This window comes from Verrucomicrobiota bacterium, assembly GCA_016200005.1.
Taxonomy (GTDB): Bacteria; Verrucomicrobiota; Verrucomicrobiia; order Limisphaerales; family PALSA-1396; genus PALSA-1396.
The window spans coordinates 86614-102284 of record JACQFP010000020.1 but is presented as its reverse complement, the minus strand read 5'-3'; the positions used below and the strand labels follow the sequence as shown (position 1 = coordinate 102284).

Genomic DNA, 15671 nt, shown 5'->3' with positions numbered 1-15671 from the left:
TCATGTCCAAAAACCTTAAACTCAAACACCCTCTCGCAGAAATCTTCGGCTTTCCGACATCGGACATGAGCGCCGCCGCGAACCGTCACCGAACAAAACGCCTTTGCCCGTTCAACAACAAAGTTCCGAACTGCACCAAAGACAAAGCCCAGAATCCGCTCGGTGTTTGCAGTGTTTTTCATGACGGCGAAGTCGTAATCACGTGTCCGATTCGTTTCAGACAAAGCTGGATGATCGCAGACGACGCTGCCGAATTCTTTTTTCCTGCTAACGCGACTTGGACAACGCTGACAGAAGTTCGCCTGAAAGATGCCGACGGCGGTTCAGCCGGCAACATTGATATTGTGGTCTGTGCTTACGACAAAGCGGGCAAGGTTTACGACTTCGGTGCGTTGGAAGTGCAGGCCGTTTACATTTCCGGGAACGTGCGGAACCCGTTTGAGCATTACATGGAAGCTCCGGCGAAAAATTTCGGCATGGATTGGACGCCCCAGGAAAACTATCCGCGACCTGACTACCTGTCGTCTTCCCGCAAGCGTCTTGCTCCACAGTTGATCTTCAAGGGCGGGATCATCAACGCATGGAGCAAGAAGACCGCCGTTGCCCTCAACAAAAGCTTCTTCAATACGCTGCCCAAGTTGCCGGAAGTGCCCAAGGCGGAAGCCGACATCGCTTGGCTGATTTATGATTTGAAGCTGCCAACCACTGCTGGCGCGCATTACGAGATGTTCCGTGAGCGGACTGTTTACACTCGGTTTGAGCCGGCCCTTAACCAGATCACAAAGTCGCGCCCCGGCAAGATGGAAGATTTCCTACGCCAACTTCAGACAAAAGTTGACGAGAAACTGGAAACACCGCCGACGAATCGGACGCTTGAAAATCCTTTCGGCAAATGAGCTATGTCGCAGACTTACTTACTGCCAGAATTTGAAACCGAGGAACGCGAGAAGCCGGTAAACGTCGCTTCTGTTCCTCAGCGCAGCCCATTCCGCTACCCGGGCGGGAAGACATGGCTCGTGCCTCTTTTCCGCCGTTGGATGATGAGCCTGCCAAGTCAACCAGCAGTTCTGGTTGAGCCATTTGCTGGCGGCGGAATCATCAGCTTGACCGCTGCTTTTGAGCAACTGGCCGACCGCGTTGTCATGGTAGAACTCGATCAACAGATTGCGGCCGTCTGGAAAACAGTTCTCGGCGGTGATGCCGAGTGGCTTGCGAAGCGCATCCTCTCTTTTGATCTCACCGTTGAATCAGCCAAGGCAGAGTTTGCTAAGACGTCCAAAACCCAGCGCGAACTTGCATTTCAAACGGTCGTAAAAAACAGGACAGCACACGGCGGCATTCTCGCGGAAGGCGCGGGTGTCCTGAAAAACGGTGAAAACGGAAAGGGCATTCTTTCGCGGTGGTATCCGCAAACCATCGCCAAGCGGATTACGAACATCGGATATGTTGCACACCGAATCGAATTCAAACACGGCGACGCTTTTGAAGAACTCACACGTTTTCGGAATGACCGGAGCGCCGTGTTCTTCATTGATCCTCCGTACACCGCTGGTGGTAAGAGCGCGGGCTCGCGTCTCTACACTCATTGTGAGATCGACCATGAACGGTTGTTCTCGCTTTGCGAAAAACTCCGTGGCGACTTCCTGATGACCTACGATAACGCCGAGGAAGTTTGCGGCCTCGCCAAACGACATGGTTTCGAGACAAAGCCCGTTGCGATGAAAAACACGCATCACGCAGAGATGGACGAGCTCTTGATTGGGCGGAATTTGGACTGGGTTGACGATGGCGGTGTGTTCCGTGAAGAGCCAACGCCCTACAAGGCTGCGGCGAAACGCAAGCGTACAAGCAAAAAAGCATTGAAATGAAATTGTGCGGTGTTTTGCAATCATCGCCGCAGGCGGCGACGGTGAAGCAGATTGACGCGGTGGCCACGGCGGCGGTGAGCGCCAACGCTGCCCGTTCGCAGCCTTTGCGCCAGTCCATTTTGCAGAAAGCATTCACAGGAAAACTTGGTTGCATCACGACGCCATGACAATACCACAAGAACAATTCATCCGTGATTTTACCAAGGAAATACGAAGCAAGAATGCGGCGATCTTCGCCGGAGCGGGCCTTTCAATTCCAGCGGGCTTCGTGGACTGGAAGGGGCTACTCAGAGAAATCATCAGCGATCTCGGCCTTGATCCCGAGATTGAAACAGACTACGTGACTCTCGCGCAGTATCACTGCAATGAGAAACAGACTCGGAATCGCCTGACGCAAACTGTTTTTAATCATTTTGCGGAAACGAAGACTCCGCCTGCGAATCTCGAAATCCTCGCACGTCTTCCTATCCACACATATTGGACCACCAATTACGACAAGTTAATCGAGACAGCTTTGACGAATGCAAGAAAAGTCCCCGACGTTAAATACACGATGGAGCAATTGACAGTCACGAGGCCTGAGCGTGATGCGGTGGTTTACAAAATGCACGGAGACATCGACCACCCCACGGAAGTGGTCATCACCAAGGACGACTACGAAAAGTATCCACTCAAAATGGGTTTTTTCATTTCCGCTCTCAAAGGGGATCTAATTTCAAAAACATTCTTGTTCCTCGGCTTCAGCTTCACCGACCCGAACATTGACTACATTCTCAGCCGCGTTCGCGCGACATACGAGAAGCACCAGCGCCTCCATTATTGCATTCTGCGCAAAGTCGCAAAAAGCGAAGGCGAAACCCCTGAAGCATTTGAAGCCAGGCGACTGAAGCAAGAATACTTCATCAAGGACTTGAAGCGATTCGGAATACAGACCGTCTTTGTCTCCGATTACCAAGAAATTACAAACATCCTGCAAAGGATCGAAAACCGCTATAAACGCACGTCGATTCTTCTGTCCGGTGCGGCCCACGACTACGGCGTTTGGACACAGGGGCAGGCGAATGAGTTTTTGCACAAACTCAGCTACCAGATTGTGTCGAGCGGAAATCGAATCATCACCGGGTTCGGCTTAGGAGTTGGTAGTGCTGTCATCAACGGCGCACTCGCTTCCATCGAGGCACATGGGAAATCCGTTTCCGAAGAACAACTCGTCATGCGGCCCTTTCCTCAAATTGCCACCGGCGGCGGTGACCTCGCGGCACGTTGGACAGCGTATCGCCGATCTATGGCCAGTTCCTCCGGCATTGCAATCTACGTTTTCGGAAACAAGCTCGTTGACGGAAAGGTCGTCCCTTCGGGGGGCATTCAAGAGGAATTCCGAATCGCATGCGAAGCGGGAGTTAAGCCTCTGCCGATCGGCTGCACAGGCTATGTTGCGGAGGCTCTGTGGAAGCAAGTGCTCGCAGACTTTGATTCATTCTATCCATCCGCTCACCGTTCATTTCGGGAGCTTTTCGAGAAGTTGGGCACAAAGTCCGACAACTTGGATGAGCTCTTAACCACAACAAACAAACTGATACAAAAACTACAGGAGAACTAAATATGGCACGACGAGTATTCTTCAGCTTCGATTACCGCCACGTCTGGCGGGTCAACCAGATTCGCAGCATGCCCAACGTGATTGGTGGTGCAGCGGCCGGATTCCACGATGGCTCTCTTTGGGAGGAAGCGAAAAAGAAGGGTGACGCAAACATAAAAAAGATGATTGATGCGGCCCTTGAAAACACTTCGGTAACGGTGGTCTTCGTAACTTCCGGCACAGCGGACAGAAAGTTTATTAAATACGAAATCGAAAAGTCGATTGAGCGAGGCAATGGGCTAGTTGCCGTGCAGATCCACGAGCTCAAAGACCAGGCCAACGAAACCGGGTCTCCGGGCAGAATTCCTGACGGAATCGAATCCAACGGCTACAAAGCATACAAGTATACTACCAAGGAGGCCTTGGAGCGGTGGATTGAGGAAGCCGCGAAGACGGCGGGGCACTAGCCCGCTTCAGCATTTACAAAATGAGCAACCCGCAGCAACTCGTTCAGAAGCTCTGGAACTACTGCAACATGCTGCTCCACGGCGCGTGTTGAAGCAGGTCGAGCCTCTGGATTCCAAGTCGGACGATTTGCTTCAACTCACGGATTTGCTGACCGGCTGTGTCAACAATCGGCTGGGTCATCCGGCGGGCGAACGAAAACAGCAGTTGCGCCGCAAGGCTGAGGAACTGGGCCTGATCAGCGACCGGAACATCTGAAAGGAGTCGTTACCAGCCGTTCGCAGATTCAATTCGGCTGGCGCGGAGAAAAATGCGTCCTTGCCGTCGAGAAGCGGAAGGCTAAACTAGCTGCAGCTTGGTCCCGCAGGCACGACCGGTTGAGGATGCCGTTCCTCCAATCAAGGACAAGCGAAAGTTGCCATGAGCGTGACGACATTTGAAGGCGTAGTCGAAAACGGACAGATTCGTTTGGCGGCCGATATTTGTCTGCCGGAGAAGGCGAAGGTCTATGTAATCATCCCCAACGGTGCTGTGCCGCCGCCAGCTTTCATGGCCAGTCCTCGTCTCGCGCACCCGGAAGAAGCCATCGCTTTCAAAATGCAAGTGATTCAAGAAGCGCCAAATACCGGCGTATGACGCCATTCGGTTCACGCCGCCCGCGCCGCTGGCGTTGGTCACGTTTCGCAATATCGCGACCGCCGCAAGCGCGTCAGACGTGCCGATGTTGCTGGATTCGGGTGCCGATATGTCGCTCGTCCCAAGGCAGGCCGTTCGCCCGCTCGGAGTTTCAATTGACCCAGCCGGGGTTCATGAATTGATGGGGTTCGACGGAAACAGAAGTTTGGCGCAAGCCGTGCATCTCGATCTGGTCTTTCTCGGGCGAACCTTCCGAGGCCGCTTCCTGTTGAGCGATCACGAATGCGGCATTTTGGGCCGCAACATTCTCAATCATCTTTCGTTGTCGCTTGACGGCCCGAGTTTGACTTGGGACGAGCGGACATCTCCTGCCAAATGACACGAGGGCGTCCGTTCTTGGGAATGGTTATTTTCCCGTGCTGATTGCAAAATCCGGAGTTTCCCCATTTGAGACGCAGTGCATACTCACCGACCCTGGGTTGCTGGGGGGTGGAGAGCTACAAAGCCTTCCTTTCCAAACGCCGGGAGATGATCGCCCAGAGGGTCAATGAATGCCTCGGCACAACATCCGCCCCGATCGCACCCTGAGCATCAAACGCTGGGATGGGTGACTTGAACAATACCGACGTGTGGCTCATTCGCGAGCAATCGATGGAAAGGGTTTGCCAATTTCGGATGAGCGACCAGGCCAGTTCTCGTGTCTCTTAAAATGGAAACCTGAAGGAACAGACTGTGAAGACAACGCTGGCAAAGAGAACAAACAGCAAGTTCACCCATCCGCGCAACGCGACACGATTGACGCGGATCGAGTACGTGAACCCGCAGGCAACGTCGGTGTACATCGCCGGGCAGTTCAACGACTGGCATCCAACGATTACCGAGATGTTCAACATCGGCAATGGCCGTTGGGCAAAAGACCTGACGCTGACACCCGGTACTTACGAGTATCGGCTGGTCGTGGACGGCCAATGGATGGAAGACCCGGCTTGTCACAACTGCGCGCCCAATCCATTCGGTGGGCGGAACTCAGTCCTGACTGTCCCGGCCTAAACCGGAAACCATCAACCACCAATAAAACCATGAAATTCAAACCAACCACCAAATCGGGCGGGGTCCTCGTCGAACTGGGCCCCAAGGAAGCGCAACTGCCAGTCACATCCGCGGAAAAGGAAACGGCGGCGCTGCCGGTTTTCAAATTGAAGAAGATTCTCGTCCCGGTGGACTTTTCGGATTGCTCAAACAAAGCGCTGCACTATGCCATACCGTTCGCCAGACAGTTCGATGCGGAATTAATCTTACTCCATGTGGTGCAGCCTTATGTGCCTGTGCCAGAAATGCCGACCATTGATATTGGACTCCTTCAGAGCCAGATGCGAGGGTCAGGCGAAAAGGAGTTGAAAACGCTTCAACGCAAGGTTGCCGGCGAAGTTTCATCGGAGATCGCCGTGCGTGTGGGCACGCCCTATATGGAAATCATCAAAGCGGTAAAGGAACTGGACGTGGACCTGGTGATCCTCGCTACGCACGGCCGTACGGGTTTGGCCCATGTGTTCCTCGGCAGCACGGCCGAACGGGTCGTCCGCCACGCCGGTTGCCCCGTGCTGGTCGTGCGGGAGCGCGAACGCGACTTCGTGGCCACCCAGTCCGGCGGGACCAAGGATTGAGGTCATGAATGATGCACTGCAATCCGTCATTCAAGACCATCCCTTCTTTCAAGGGATGAAACCGGCGCATTTGGACGTGATCGCCTCGTGCGCGACCGAGGCGACGTTTAGACCGGAACAAATTTTGTTCCACGAAGGCGAACCCGCCAGCTTGTTTTATCTCATTGAAAAAGGCCGCATCGCTTTGGAGGCGCACGAGCCGGCGGACGGCACCGCACTGGTTCAAACTCTTGGTGTGGGAGATGCGCTCGGCTGGTCCTGGTTGTTTCCGCCCTTTGTCTGGCACTTTCAAGCCCGCGCCTTGGAGCCCACCACGGCCGTCGTCCTGAACGGCGCGCATCTGCTCATTGCGGCCGAACGCGATCACGAGTTTGGTTACGAGTTGATGAAGCGTGTCTCCCAAATTGTCATCAACCGCTTGCAGACCACACGCCAGCAGTTGCTCGTCAACCAAATGCAGTCCGCCTCAGACAATTAAACCTTCAGACGCAGTTCGCAAAATGGAAAGTCTGCCGATGAATGCTTGGGAACATCCAACCTCCAGGCCCGACGCGCCTCGTGAACGGCCGTCCGGCATTCGGCTCCAAAATATTTTGGTGCCAACGGATTTCTCGACCGCCTCGCGGCAGGCGCTGCCCTACGCCTTGTCGCTGGCGGATCAATTTGGCGCCGACCTCACGCTCGTTCACGTTGTGCCCGAAACACTGCCGGCATCCATCAGTCACATTGGAATCGTGTTGGAGGAAAAGCGCCTGATCGCAGCGGCTAAAAAAGCCCTGGCTCAGTTTCGGGAGCAGGAGCTGGGGACGAATCTGAAAGTTGAGACGGTGGTGCTGTCCGGCTGTCCTTATCTCAAACTGTGCGAAGTCGCGAGAACTCTGCCATGCGACCTCATCATCACGTCCACCCATGGCCGCACGGGTCTAAAGCACTTCCTGTTGGGCAGCACGGCTGAGCGGGTGGTGCGTTTCGCCCCGTGTCCTGTGCTTACGGTCCGGGAGCAACTTATTCCAATGCGTTTCCCTGAAACTGGCTCGGCGCGCTTTCGGAGAATCATCGTGCCCACGGATTTTTCGGAAGCCAGCAGGAAGGCGTTGCCGTATGCCGCTGCGTTTGCCCGCGAATTCGGTGCCGGGATTCGTGTGCTCCACGTCATCGAGCCAGATGCATATTACGACTCGGATGGCGCCCGATCCGGGGTCATGGAGGCTCACTTGAAAAAGGCACTGGGCGTGAAGTTGGACCTCCTACTGCAGTCCTGTGCGTTTGAAGGGACGGTCCAGGTGCGGAACGGCGTCGCGTTTGAGGAAATAATTCACGAAGCGGCCGACCAGAACGCCGACCTCATCATTCTTTCAACGCACGGGCGGACGGGCTTGAAGCACGTGTTGCTCGGCAGTACCACCGAACGCGTCGTTCGCCACGCCGCCTGCCCGGTGTTGGTAGTGCGCGAGCAAGAGCACGAGTTCGTCCGGGTTTAGTGCATGCAGTTCGCATATTCTGACCTCCAGCAACGCAAAAAAGGGCGAGCCTTTGGCAACATCGGATAAGACCGAGCGCGGAGCTGTGTCTAAGCTATTTTGACGAAATCCAGAGGGATTCCGCTCGGATGCGAAAAGCCTGATCTGGAGCAAAGATAGACGCTATTTATGAAACCAAAGACGACCTTACCGAACAGAATCGTCAGCCGCAGCAATACCCTTCTGGTTGCGCCGCGGATCTCACCACCAGTTGCGTCGAAAACCGTGCCTGGCACGGCTTTTATCAAGTGGTTCAAAGACATCAGTATCGAAGACATCCCGCTGGTCGGCGGCAAGAACGCGTCGCTCGGAGAAATGTATCGCGAATTGACTCCACAGGGCGTGAAGGTGCCGAATGGGTTCGCCATCACCGCCGAGGCCTACCGGTACTTCCTGCGCGAAGCAAAGCTCGACGATCAAATTCGCAGTCTCCTCCGCGAACTCGACACCCGCGACATTGAAAACCTTCGTCAGCGCGGCAGTCAGATTCGCCACGCGATTCTCGCCGCCCAACTTCCGCACGACCTCGAACTGGAAATCACCGCCGCCTATGACACGTTTCGCGGAAACCAACTGCATCCGGCAGATGTCGCCGTGCGGAGCAGCGCCACGGCGGAGGATCTGCCGGACGCCAGTTTCGCCGGCCAGCAGGAGACTTATCTGAACGTGCAAGGCCACCTCGCCCTGCTCGACTCTTGCAAACGATCCTTCGCCTCACTTTTCACCGACCGCGCCATTTCGTATCGCGTGGACAAGGGCTTTGACCATTTCAAGGTCGCGTTGTCCATCGGCGTTCAGCGGATGGTCCGGGCCGACCTTGCCGCGAGCGGCGTCATCTTCACCATCGACACTGAAACAGGCTTTCGCGACGCGATCCTCATCAATGCCGCTTACGGCTTGGGCGAAAACGTTGTCCAAGGCTCGGTGAATCCCGATGAATACTGCGTCTTCAAGCCAACGCTAAAGACCGGATTCAAACCGATCCTTCAAAAGATCGTCGGCACAAAGGAATTCAAACTCATTTATGACATCGGTGGCGGAAAGATGGTGAAGAATGTTCCAGTCGCTCCCGGGGATCGGGCGAAGTTTGCCATCTCCGACGAAGACATTCTTTCCCTCGCCCGTTGGGCATGCATCATTGAAGACCACTACTCGGCCAAGAAAGGCTACCCGACACCGATGGACATAGAGTGGGCGAAGGACGGACACACGGACGAACTCTTCATCCTTCAGGCACGGCCGGAAACCGTGCAGTCGCAACGCGACATGGACGTGGTCGAGATTTACAAACTCAAACAGCGCGGGCCGGTGCTCATCACGGGACGCAGTGTCGGCGAGAAAATCGCGCAAGGCCCCGTTCGTGTCATCAAGAGCGCGCAGTATCTACAGCAATTCAAATCGGGCGACATCCTCATCACGGACAAGACCGATCCGGATTGGGAGCCCATCATGAAGAAGGCCGCCGCCATCGTCACCAATCGCGGCGGGCGCACCTGCCACGCGGCTATCGTCAGCCGCGAACTCGGCGTGCCGGCCATTGTCGGTACCGAACGAGGCACGGAGGCCTTAAAGGATGGACAAATGGTGACCGTATCCTGCGCGGAGGGAGACGTTGGCTTTGTCTATGAAGGACGCCGTCAGTTCGATGTGCAGCGCACCAACCTTAAAGGCCTTGGCCGTCCGAAAACCAAGGTGATGATGAACGTTGGCAACCCCGAGGAAGCGTTTTCGCTCTCGTTCATCCCGAACGACGGCGTCGGCCTTGCCCGCGAGGAATTCATCATCACCACCTACATCAAGATTCATCCGCTCGCTTTGCTGGACTTCGACAAGCTGGCATCCGGCCCGGTGAAATCTCAAATCGAAGACCTCACCTCCGGCTACACCGACAAGCCGCAATTTTTCGTCGATAAACTCGCCCAAGGCGTCGCGATGATCGCCGCCGCGTTTTATCCCAAGGACGTGATCCTACGCCTGAGCGATTTCAAAACAAACGAATACGCCAACCTCATCGGCGGCAAAGCCTACGAGCCGGCCGAAGAGAACCCGATGATTGGTTTCCGCGGCGCCAGCCGTTACTACAACCCGCGTTATCAAGCCGGTTTTGCGCTGGAATGTCGCGCGGTCAAAAAAGTTCGCGACGAAATGGGCCTGACCAATCTCAAGTTGATGATTCCGTTCTGCCGCACCGTCGAGGAAGGACGGCGCGTTCAGGCCGAAATGGCGAAACACGGACTCAAACGCGGCGTGAGCGGATTGGAGATTTACGTCATGTGCGAAATCCCCAGCAACGTCATCCTCGCCGAAGAGTTCTGTGAAATCTTCGACGGCTTCAGCATCGGCTCGAACGACCTCACGCAACTCATCCTTGGCGTGGACCGCGATTCCGAAATCGTCGCGCCTATCTTCGACGAACGTAACCTGGCGGTGAAAACGATGATTGCGCAGGCCATCCAGATTTGCCGCGCGCGGAAACGCAAGATTGGTATCTGCGGCCAGGCGCCGAGTGATTACCCCGACTTCGCCCAATTCCTCGTCACCCAGGGCATCGACAGCATCTCCCTCAACCCGGACACCGTGATGAAAACCACCGCGGCAATTTTGGAAAAAGAGAAAGAAAGGAACGACCAACAATGAATGCAACACACCTGCACTTGCTGCTGAATCACATCCCCGTCCTCGGCACAGTATTCGGACTGGGATTACTGGTCTTCGCGCTCTGGCAGAAAAGCGATGAGTTAAAGAAAGCCGCATTGGGCGCCTTCCTCATCGTTGCGTTGCTCGCGGTGCCAGCGTATTTAACCGGAGAGCCAGCGGAGGAAGTCGCCAAGCCGCTGCCGGGTGTCTCAAAACCAATAATTGAGCAGCACGAAGATGCGGCGGTCGTAGCGTTTACCGGTATCGTCGTGCTGGGCGTCGGCGCGCTGGTCGGATTAATTCTGTTTCGGCGGGGCAAAGTCGTCCCTGTCTGGTATGGCTTGGTGATGCTGGCGGCTTCACTGACCGCAAGCGGCCTGATGCTATGGACGGCGAACCTGGGCGGCCAAGTTCGGCACACGGAAATTCGCCCGGGCGCCAGCGTGCCAGCAGTAAACAACTCAAACCATGATTGAGAGAAAGGAAGCCCGGTCATGAAAAACTCCGCTATCACCAAAGCTTCGACGATCGCGACGATGGCGTTCGCCTTACTGTCGCTGAACCCCGGCAAAACTTTTGCTCACTGCGACGGCATGGACGGCCCGGTGGTCAAAGCCGCGCAAAAAGCGCTTGCCGACGGCAACGTCAACCCCGTCCTGATCTGGGTGCAGAAGGATGATGAAGCCGAAATCAAGTGCGCCTTCGAGCAGACACTCGCCGTGCGCAAGCTCAACGCCGACGCGAAGCAACTGGCCGACCGCTTTTTCTTCGAAACGCTGGTGCGCATCCATCGCGCTGGCGAAGGCGCGCCTTACACCGGACTGAAACCAGCGGGGCGCGACCTCGGCCCAGCGATTCCGGCGGCGGACCAGGCGCTGAAGGACGGGAATATCCAGCCCATCATGAAACTTCTGACGGAGACAGTTCATAAAGGAGTTGAGCGCCATTTCAACGACGCGTTGAAAAAGAAAAACTTCGCCCAAAACGATGTCGAAGCTGGACGCGAGTTCGTGAAGGCTTACGTGGAATATATTCACTGCGTGGAAGCGCTCTACAAACAGGCCAGCCGCCAAGTGCATGGCCATTTTCCTCAATCGGGCGAAGGAGTTCATGACCACGAAGAATGATACGGATACTGTGTGAGTTTTAGCAAAAGCGATAACACAACGAAATGACCACGACCATGAACAACCGCCAGCGACCAATCATCTGCGGTACGGACTTCTCCATCCATGCGGTCGAAGCGGCCAATGTGGCGGCTGCCATCGCCAAACGTGTCGATAGCGAGTTGGTTCTCGTCCATGTCGAGGAGCATGCCGGACTGGGAGCGAGCCATCCGGAGGTTTTTTCGGCTGTGCTTGAGAGAACGCGCGTGCACCTTGCTAAAGAAGCTGAACGGTTGCGCAAACTCGGTGCCGTAGTGAAGGCGGAGATTCTCTCCGGCTCTGCGTATGAAGCGCTGGTCAAAGCGGCCACCGCATCGAACGCACGACTGGTGGTGGTGGCGTCGATTGGACAGATTGCCTTGGGCCGGCTGCTGGTAGGCAGTGTGGCCGAACGCACGGCGGAGACATCGCCAGTGCCGACCCTCGTTGTGCGGCAAGACGAACCATTGGTGGCCTGGGCTCGCCGCAAGCGGCGGTTGAAGGTTATCGTCGGCTGCGATTTTTCCGCGAGCGCCGATGCCGCGCTGCGATGGTTGCGCGATTGGCAGGAGATCGGTCACTGCGAAATCACGGTCGCACACGTGGACTGGCCGCCGGCAGATCTTGAACGTTTGGGGATACGGGGACCGATTTCGCTGACGGAAATTCATCCCGAAGCGGCGCGCGTGCTGCAACGGGACCTCAAGGAGAGAGTCGCCGCGATTTTCGGCGAGCAGCCGGTTTCTCTCTGTGTCGTGCCCGGCTGGGGCCATTCCGATGCTCAGCTCACCCAATTGGCACAACAAGAACAGGCCGACTTGCTCGTGGTGGGTACTCACCAACGCCACGGCCTCGATCGGTTTTGGCTTGGGTCGGTGTCACGCGGCGTATTGCGGCACGCGTCCATGAGCGTGGCAGTTGTGCCGCTGACCGGAACCAGCGAGGGCACACTTGATCGTGTTCCCGAAATCAAGCGCGTGCTGGTGACCACGGATTTTTCAGACCTGGGCAACCACGCTGTTCCTTATGCTTATGCGGCGGTACAACGTGGCAGCCGCATCAAGCTCATTCACGTCATCCCGCCGTGGGAATTGCCCGGTCCGCTGGTGCCGCATTACCAACCCAAGCGGCTGACCGAAAAGCAGCACAAACAACTGACCGCCGATTCGCTCAAGAAGCTTCGCTCGTTCATCCCGTCTGGAGCCGAACTGCGCGGCATCGCCACGGAAGTTGAAGTCGTCGAACATCGCGACGTAGCGAAGGCGATTTGCCAGGAGGCGGAACGTTTCAGCGCGGACGTGATTTGCCTTGGGTCGCACGGACGCAGTGGACTTTCGAAAGCCGTACTCGGGTCGGTGGCACAGAAGGTGATGAAGCAAAGTTCGCGTCCGGTGCTGGTAGTGCGCCCGTCCAAACGATGAACCCGCCGGCGCAAAAGCATTTCCACCAGCTCCACGCTGACGAAGTCCAGCGCCTGCTGGACGTCAACTTGCAGACGGGCCTGGCGGCAGCCGAAGCCAAGCGGCGCCAGGCCAGGTTCGGCCCGAACCGCGTCACGCCGCGCCGTGGCACGCCGGCGTGGCTGAATTTCCTTCAGCAATTCAACCAGCCGCTCGTTTACATCCTCCTCGTCGCCTCGGGCGTCACGGCATTTCTCGGTGAATGGGTGGATTCGTCTGTCATCTTCGGCGTCGTGTTCCTCAATGCCATCGTCGGGTTCCTGCAGGAAGCCAAGGCGGAGAAGGCCATTGAGTCGCTCGCGAGCCTGGTCGCGACCCAAACCACGGTGCGCCGCGACGGACGCAAACTGCGAGTGCCTTCCGAGAAACTTGTCCCCGGCGATGTGGTGCTGCTCCAGGCTGGCGACCGAGTGCCAGCGGATTTGCGCGTGTTGCATGTCAAGAACCTGCAGGTGGACGAGTCCGCGCTCACCGGCGAATCCGTCGCCGTCCACAAGCATCCCGACGCGCTGGCGCTCGAGACGGTGCTGGCGGATCGTAAGAACCTCGCTTTCACCGGCACACTCGTCACCGCCGGCCAAGGCGAAGGTCTGGTATGGGCCATCGGCGACCAGACCGAAACCGGCCACATCGCGAGTCTCATCTCCGAGGCGGTGGACCTCTCGACGCCGCTGACGAAGAAAATCGCGCAGTTCAGCCGGCTGCTCTTGTGGGTGATACTGGCGCTGGCCGCGGCGACATTCGTGATTGGCGTGGCGCGTGGCGAAAAGGCGGTGGAGATGTTCATGGCCGCGGTGGCGCTCGCTGTGGGCGCGATTCCCGAAGGGTTGCCCGCCGCCGTCACCATCGTCCTCGCCATCGGCGTCTCGCGAATGGCGAGGCGTCAGGCGATCATCCGCAAGCTCCCGGCTGTGGAAACGCTCGGCAGCACCACGGTCATATGCTCCGATAAGACCGGCACACTCACGGAGAACCAGATGACCGTGCAATGGATTTACGCGGGTGGCGCAAACTACAAAGTAACCGGGGTAGGTTACGAACCGAAGGGAGATATCCAATTCGAAGGGGAACCAGTGACCTCCGAAACCAATCTCGCGCTTTTTGAATGTCTGCGTGCCGGCGTTTTGTGCAACGATTCGCAAATTGTGCGCGACGAGCGTGGACACTTGAAAGTGCAGGGTGACCCGACGGAAGCCGCACTGCTCGTCGTCGCCGAGAAGGGCGGGTTGTTTCACGCGGACGCACACCGCGAAGCGCCCGTGTTGGACACGATTCCGTTCGAGTCCGAGCACATGTTTCGCGCCACGTTGCACGATGCGCAGGTGGGCCGGGTGATTTACAAGGTCGGCGCGGTGGAACGGCTGCTCGATCACAGCACGGACGCGCTCGACGATCGCGGTAAAGTCGCTCCGCTCGACAAAGAGGCCGTCCGCTGCGCCGTCGAAGCGATGGCCGAGCACGGCCTGCGTGTCATTGGTTTCGCTCGGCGCCACGTGGACGCGAAGCACGCCAAGCTCGAGCACGGTCACGTTGCCGGGGGACTCACCTTCCTCGGCTTACAGGGGATGATTGACCCGCCGCGCCCCGAGGCCGTCGCCGCGGTGCGCAAGTGCCAGCAGGCGGGCATTGGTGTGAAGATGATTACCGGCGACCACCTCGCCACGGCCCGCGCCATCGCGGGGCAGATTGGGCTGAAAGGCCGCGAAGAGCACGGAAAGTTCGTCGCCCTCTCCGGCCGCGAGTTGGAAAAGGTCGCCGACGAAGAGCTTCCTGAAATTGCCAACCGCACCGACGTCTTCGCTCGCGTGGCGCCAGAACAGAAACTTCGGCTCGTCCGCGCGCTACAGTCGCGTGGCCACGTCGTCGCCATGACCGGCGATGGCGTAAACGACGCGCCTGCGCTCAAGCAGGCGGACATCGGCGTGGCCATGGGTATCAGCGGCACCGACGTGGCCAAGGGTGCGGCGGACATGATTTTGACCGACGACAACTTCGCCTCGATTGAAGCCGCGGTGGAGGAGGGCCGCGCCGTCTTCGACAACCTGACCAAGTTCATCGTGTGGACGCTACCGACCAACGCGGGCGAGGCAGTGATTCTGTTGACGGCGATTGTGTTCGGCACGCTGCTGCCGGCGCTGCCGGTGCAATTGCTTTGGGTGAACATGACCACGGCAATACTTCTTGGCCTGATGCTCGTCTTCGAGCCTAAAGAACAAGACCTCATGCTTCGCCCGCCGCGTGACCCGAAACGCCCGCTGCTCACTTACCCGTTGATGATGCGGACCGGGTTGGTTTCGCTCATTATGCTGGCTGGCGCCTTCTGGCTGTTCTTCTGGGAAATGAACATGGCGGGTGAAACGATCGCCGAGGCCCGAACCGCCGTCATCAACGTCATCGTTCTCGTCGAGATCGGGTACTTGTTCAACTGCCGCTCGCTGAACCACTCGTTCTTCTCGGTCGGCTTCCTTTCCAATCGCTGGGTCATCGCCGGCTCGATGGCGATGTTGGCGACGCAACTGTTCTTCAGCTATGGTCCGGTGATGAACAAGCTGTTCCACACCGCGCCCATCAGCGGCGAGTCCTGGCTGCGGATTCTCGCCGTGGCTGCCGCGTCGTTCATCGCCGTCGAGTTTGAGAAGTGGCTTCGTTTCGGCGGTTGCCGTGGCGAACACGTCACACCCGAGTGAAACCAAAGCA

The 15671-nt window shown here is 57.2% G+C and carries 17 protein-coding genes; 16 read left to right on the top strand and 1 reads right to left on the bottom strand.

From position 1 onward, the window contains the following. Positions 1-2: 2 nt before the first annotated feature. From HY298_06605 to HY298_06575, 7 genes are all read left to right on the top strand, one after another. On the top strand, positions 3-896 hold the full coding sequence (locus tag HY298_06605; GenBank protein ID MBI3849947.1) for a hypothetical protein: 894 nt from the start codon (positions 3-5) through the stop codon (positions 894-896). A gap of 3 nt (positions 897-899) precedes the next feature. After that, positions 900-1868: a DNA adenine methylase gene (locus tag HY298_06600; protein MBI3849946.1), complete on the top strand. Its 969-nt coding sequence runs from the start codon at positions 900-902 to the stop codon at positions 1866-1868. After that, entirely contained in the window at positions 1865-2035 is a 171-nt protein-coding gene (locus HY298_06595; protein ID MBI3849945.1) for a hypothetical protein, read from the top strand. The genes HY298_06600 and HY298_06595 overlap by 4 nt, the downstream gene beginning before the upstream one ends. Continuing rightward, a complete protein-coding gene (locus HY298_06590) occupies positions 2017-3468 on the top strand; it encodes an SIR2 family protein (GenBank protein MBI3849944.1) in 1452 nt (483 codons plus the stop codon). The genes HY298_06595 and HY298_06590 overlap by 19 nt, the downstream gene beginning before the upstream one ends. 2 nt (positions 3469-3470) lie before the next feature. Next, the gene (locus tag HY298_06585) at positions 3471-3914 is read left to right on the top strand and encodes a TIR domain-containing protein (GenBank protein ID MBI3849943.1); all 444 of its coding nucleotides are present in this window, start codon (positions 3471-3473) and stop codon (positions 3912-3914) included. Between the two features lie 85 nt (positions 3915-3999). Further along, positions 4000-4170, top strand: a complete 171-nt coding sequence (locus tag HY298_06580) for a hypothetical protein (protein MBI3849942.1) — start codon at positions 4000-4002, stop codon at positions 4168-4170. A 162-nt stretch (positions 4171-4332) separates the two neighbouring features. Further along, positions 4333-4548 (top strand): hypothetical protein, encoded by a 216-nt coding sequence (locus HY298_06575; protein MBI3849941.1) that lies wholly within the window; start codon positions 4333-4335, stop codon positions 4546-4548. A gap of 151 nt (positions 4549-4699) precedes the next feature. Here HY298_06575 and HY298_06570 read toward each other — a convergent pair whose 3' ends face one another. After that, positions 4700-4864: a hypothetical protein gene (locus tag HY298_06570; GenBank protein MBI3849940.1), complete on the bottom strand. Its 165-nt coding sequence runs from the start codon at positions 4862-4864 to the stop codon at positions 4700-4702. A gap of 428 nt (positions 4865-5292) precedes the next feature. On the opposite strand from HY298_06570, the gene HY298_06565 reads away from it, so the two are divergent. The 9 genes from HY298_06565 (at position 5293) to HY298_06525 (ending at position 15661) form a co-directional block, all read left to right on the top strand. Further along, a complete protein-coding gene (locus tag HY298_06565; GenBank protein ID MBI3849939.1) occupies positions 5293-5598 on the top strand; it encodes a glycoside hydrolase family 13 in 306 nt (101 codons plus the stop codon). A gap of 29 nt (positions 5599-5627) precedes the next feature. Continuing rightward, the gene (locus tag HY298_06560; protein MBI3849938.1) at positions 5628-6212 is read left to right on the top strand and encodes a universal stress protein; all 585 of its coding nucleotides are present in this window, start codon (positions 5628-5630) and stop codon (positions 6210-6212) included. Between the two features lie 4 nt (positions 6213-6216). Continuing rightward, positions 6217-6690, top strand: coding sequence for a cyclic nucleotide-binding domain-containing protein (locus HY298_06555; protein MBI3849937.1), 474 nt, complete (start codon positions 6217-6219; stop codon positions 6688-6690). A gap of 118 nt (positions 6691-6808) precedes the next feature. Continuing rightward, on the top strand, positions 6809-7693 hold the full coding sequence (locus HY298_06550; protein MBI3849936.1) for a universal stress protein: 885 nt from the start codon (positions 6809-6811) through the stop codon (positions 7691-7693). Between the two features lie 168 nt (positions 7694-7861). Beyond that, positions 7862-10369 (top strand): phosphoenolpyruvate synthase, encoded by a 2508-nt coding sequence (gene ppsA / locus HY298_06545; protein MBI3849935.1) that lies wholly within the window; start codon positions 7862-7864, stop codon positions 10367-10369. After that, positions 10366-10845, top strand: a complete 480-nt coding sequence (locus HY298_06540; GenBank protein ID MBI3849934.1) for a hypothetical protein — start codon at positions 10366-10368, stop codon at positions 10843-10845. The genes ppsA and HY298_06540 overlap by 4 nt, the downstream gene beginning before the upstream one ends. 18 nt (positions 10846-10863) lie before the next feature. Next, a complete protein-coding gene (locus tag HY298_06535) occupies positions 10864-11496 on the top strand; it encodes a hypothetical protein (protein ID MBI3849933.1) in 633 nt (210 codons plus the stop codon). A 44-nt stretch (positions 11497-11540) separates the two neighbouring features. After that, positions 11541-12935 carry a universal stress protein gene (locus tag HY298_06530; GenBank protein MBI3849932.1) on the top strand — a complete coding sequence of 465 codons (1395 nt, stop codon included), beginning with the start codon at positions 11541-11543 and terminating at the stop codon, positions 12933-12935. Further along, the gene (locus HY298_06525) at positions 12932-15661 is read left to right on the top strand and encodes a cation-transporting P-type ATPase (GenBank protein ID MBI3849931.1); all 2730 of its coding nucleotides are present in this window, start codon (positions 12932-12934) and stop codon (positions 15659-15661) included. The genes HY298_06530 and HY298_06525 overlap by 4 nt, the downstream gene beginning before the upstream one ends. Positions 15662-15671: the final 10 nt, after the last annotated feature.

Coding starts and splice junctions, on each gene's coding strand:
- HY298_06535 (MBI3849933.1), top strand. CDS start 10,864: ATGAAAAACTCCGCTATCACCAAAGCTTCGACGATCGCGACGATGGCG.
- HY298_06525 (MBI3849931.1), top strand. CDS start 12,932: ATGAACCCGCCGGCGCAAAAGCATTTCCACCAGCTCCACGCTGACGAA.
- HY298_06600 (MBI3849946.1), top strand. CDS start 900: ATGTCGCAGACTTACTTACTGCCAGAATTTGAAACCGAGGAACGCGAG.
- HY298_06530 (MBI3849932.1), top strand. CDS start 11,541: ATGACCACGACCATGAACAACCGCCAGCGACCAATCATCTGCGGTACG.
- ppsA (MBI3849935.1), top strand. CDS start 7,862: ATGAAACCAAAGACGACCTTACCGAACAGAATCGTCAGCCGCAGCAAT.
- HY298_06560 (MBI3849938.1), top strand. CDS start 5,628: ATGAAATTCAAACCAACCACCAAATCGGGCGGGGTCCTCGTCGAACTG.
- HY298_06575 (MBI3849941.1), top strand. CDS start 4,333: ATGAGCGTGACGACATTTGAAGGCGTAGTCGAAAACGGACAGATTCGT.
- HY298_06585 (MBI3849943.1), top strand. CDS start 3,471: ATGGCACGACGAGTATTCTTCAGCTTCGATTACCGCCACGTCTGGCGG.
- HY298_06605 (MBI3849947.1), top strand. CDS start 3: ATGTCCAAAAACCTTAAACTCAAACACCCTCTCGCAGAAATCTTCGGC.
- HY298_06570 (MBI3849940.1), bottom strand. CDS start 4,864: ATGATTGAGAATGTTGCGGCCCAAAATGCCGCATTCGTGATCGCTCAA.
- HY298_06595 (MBI3849945.1), top strand. CDS start 1,865: ATGAAATTGTGCGGTGTTTTGCAATCATCGCCGCAGGCGGCGACGGTG.
- HY298_06540 (MBI3849934.1), top strand. CDS start 10,366: ATGAATGCAACACACCTGCACTTGCTGCTGAATCACATCCCCGTCCTC.
- HY298_06555 (MBI3849937.1), top strand. CDS start 6,217: ATGAATGATGCACTGCAATCCGTCATTCAAGACCATCCCTTCTTTCAA.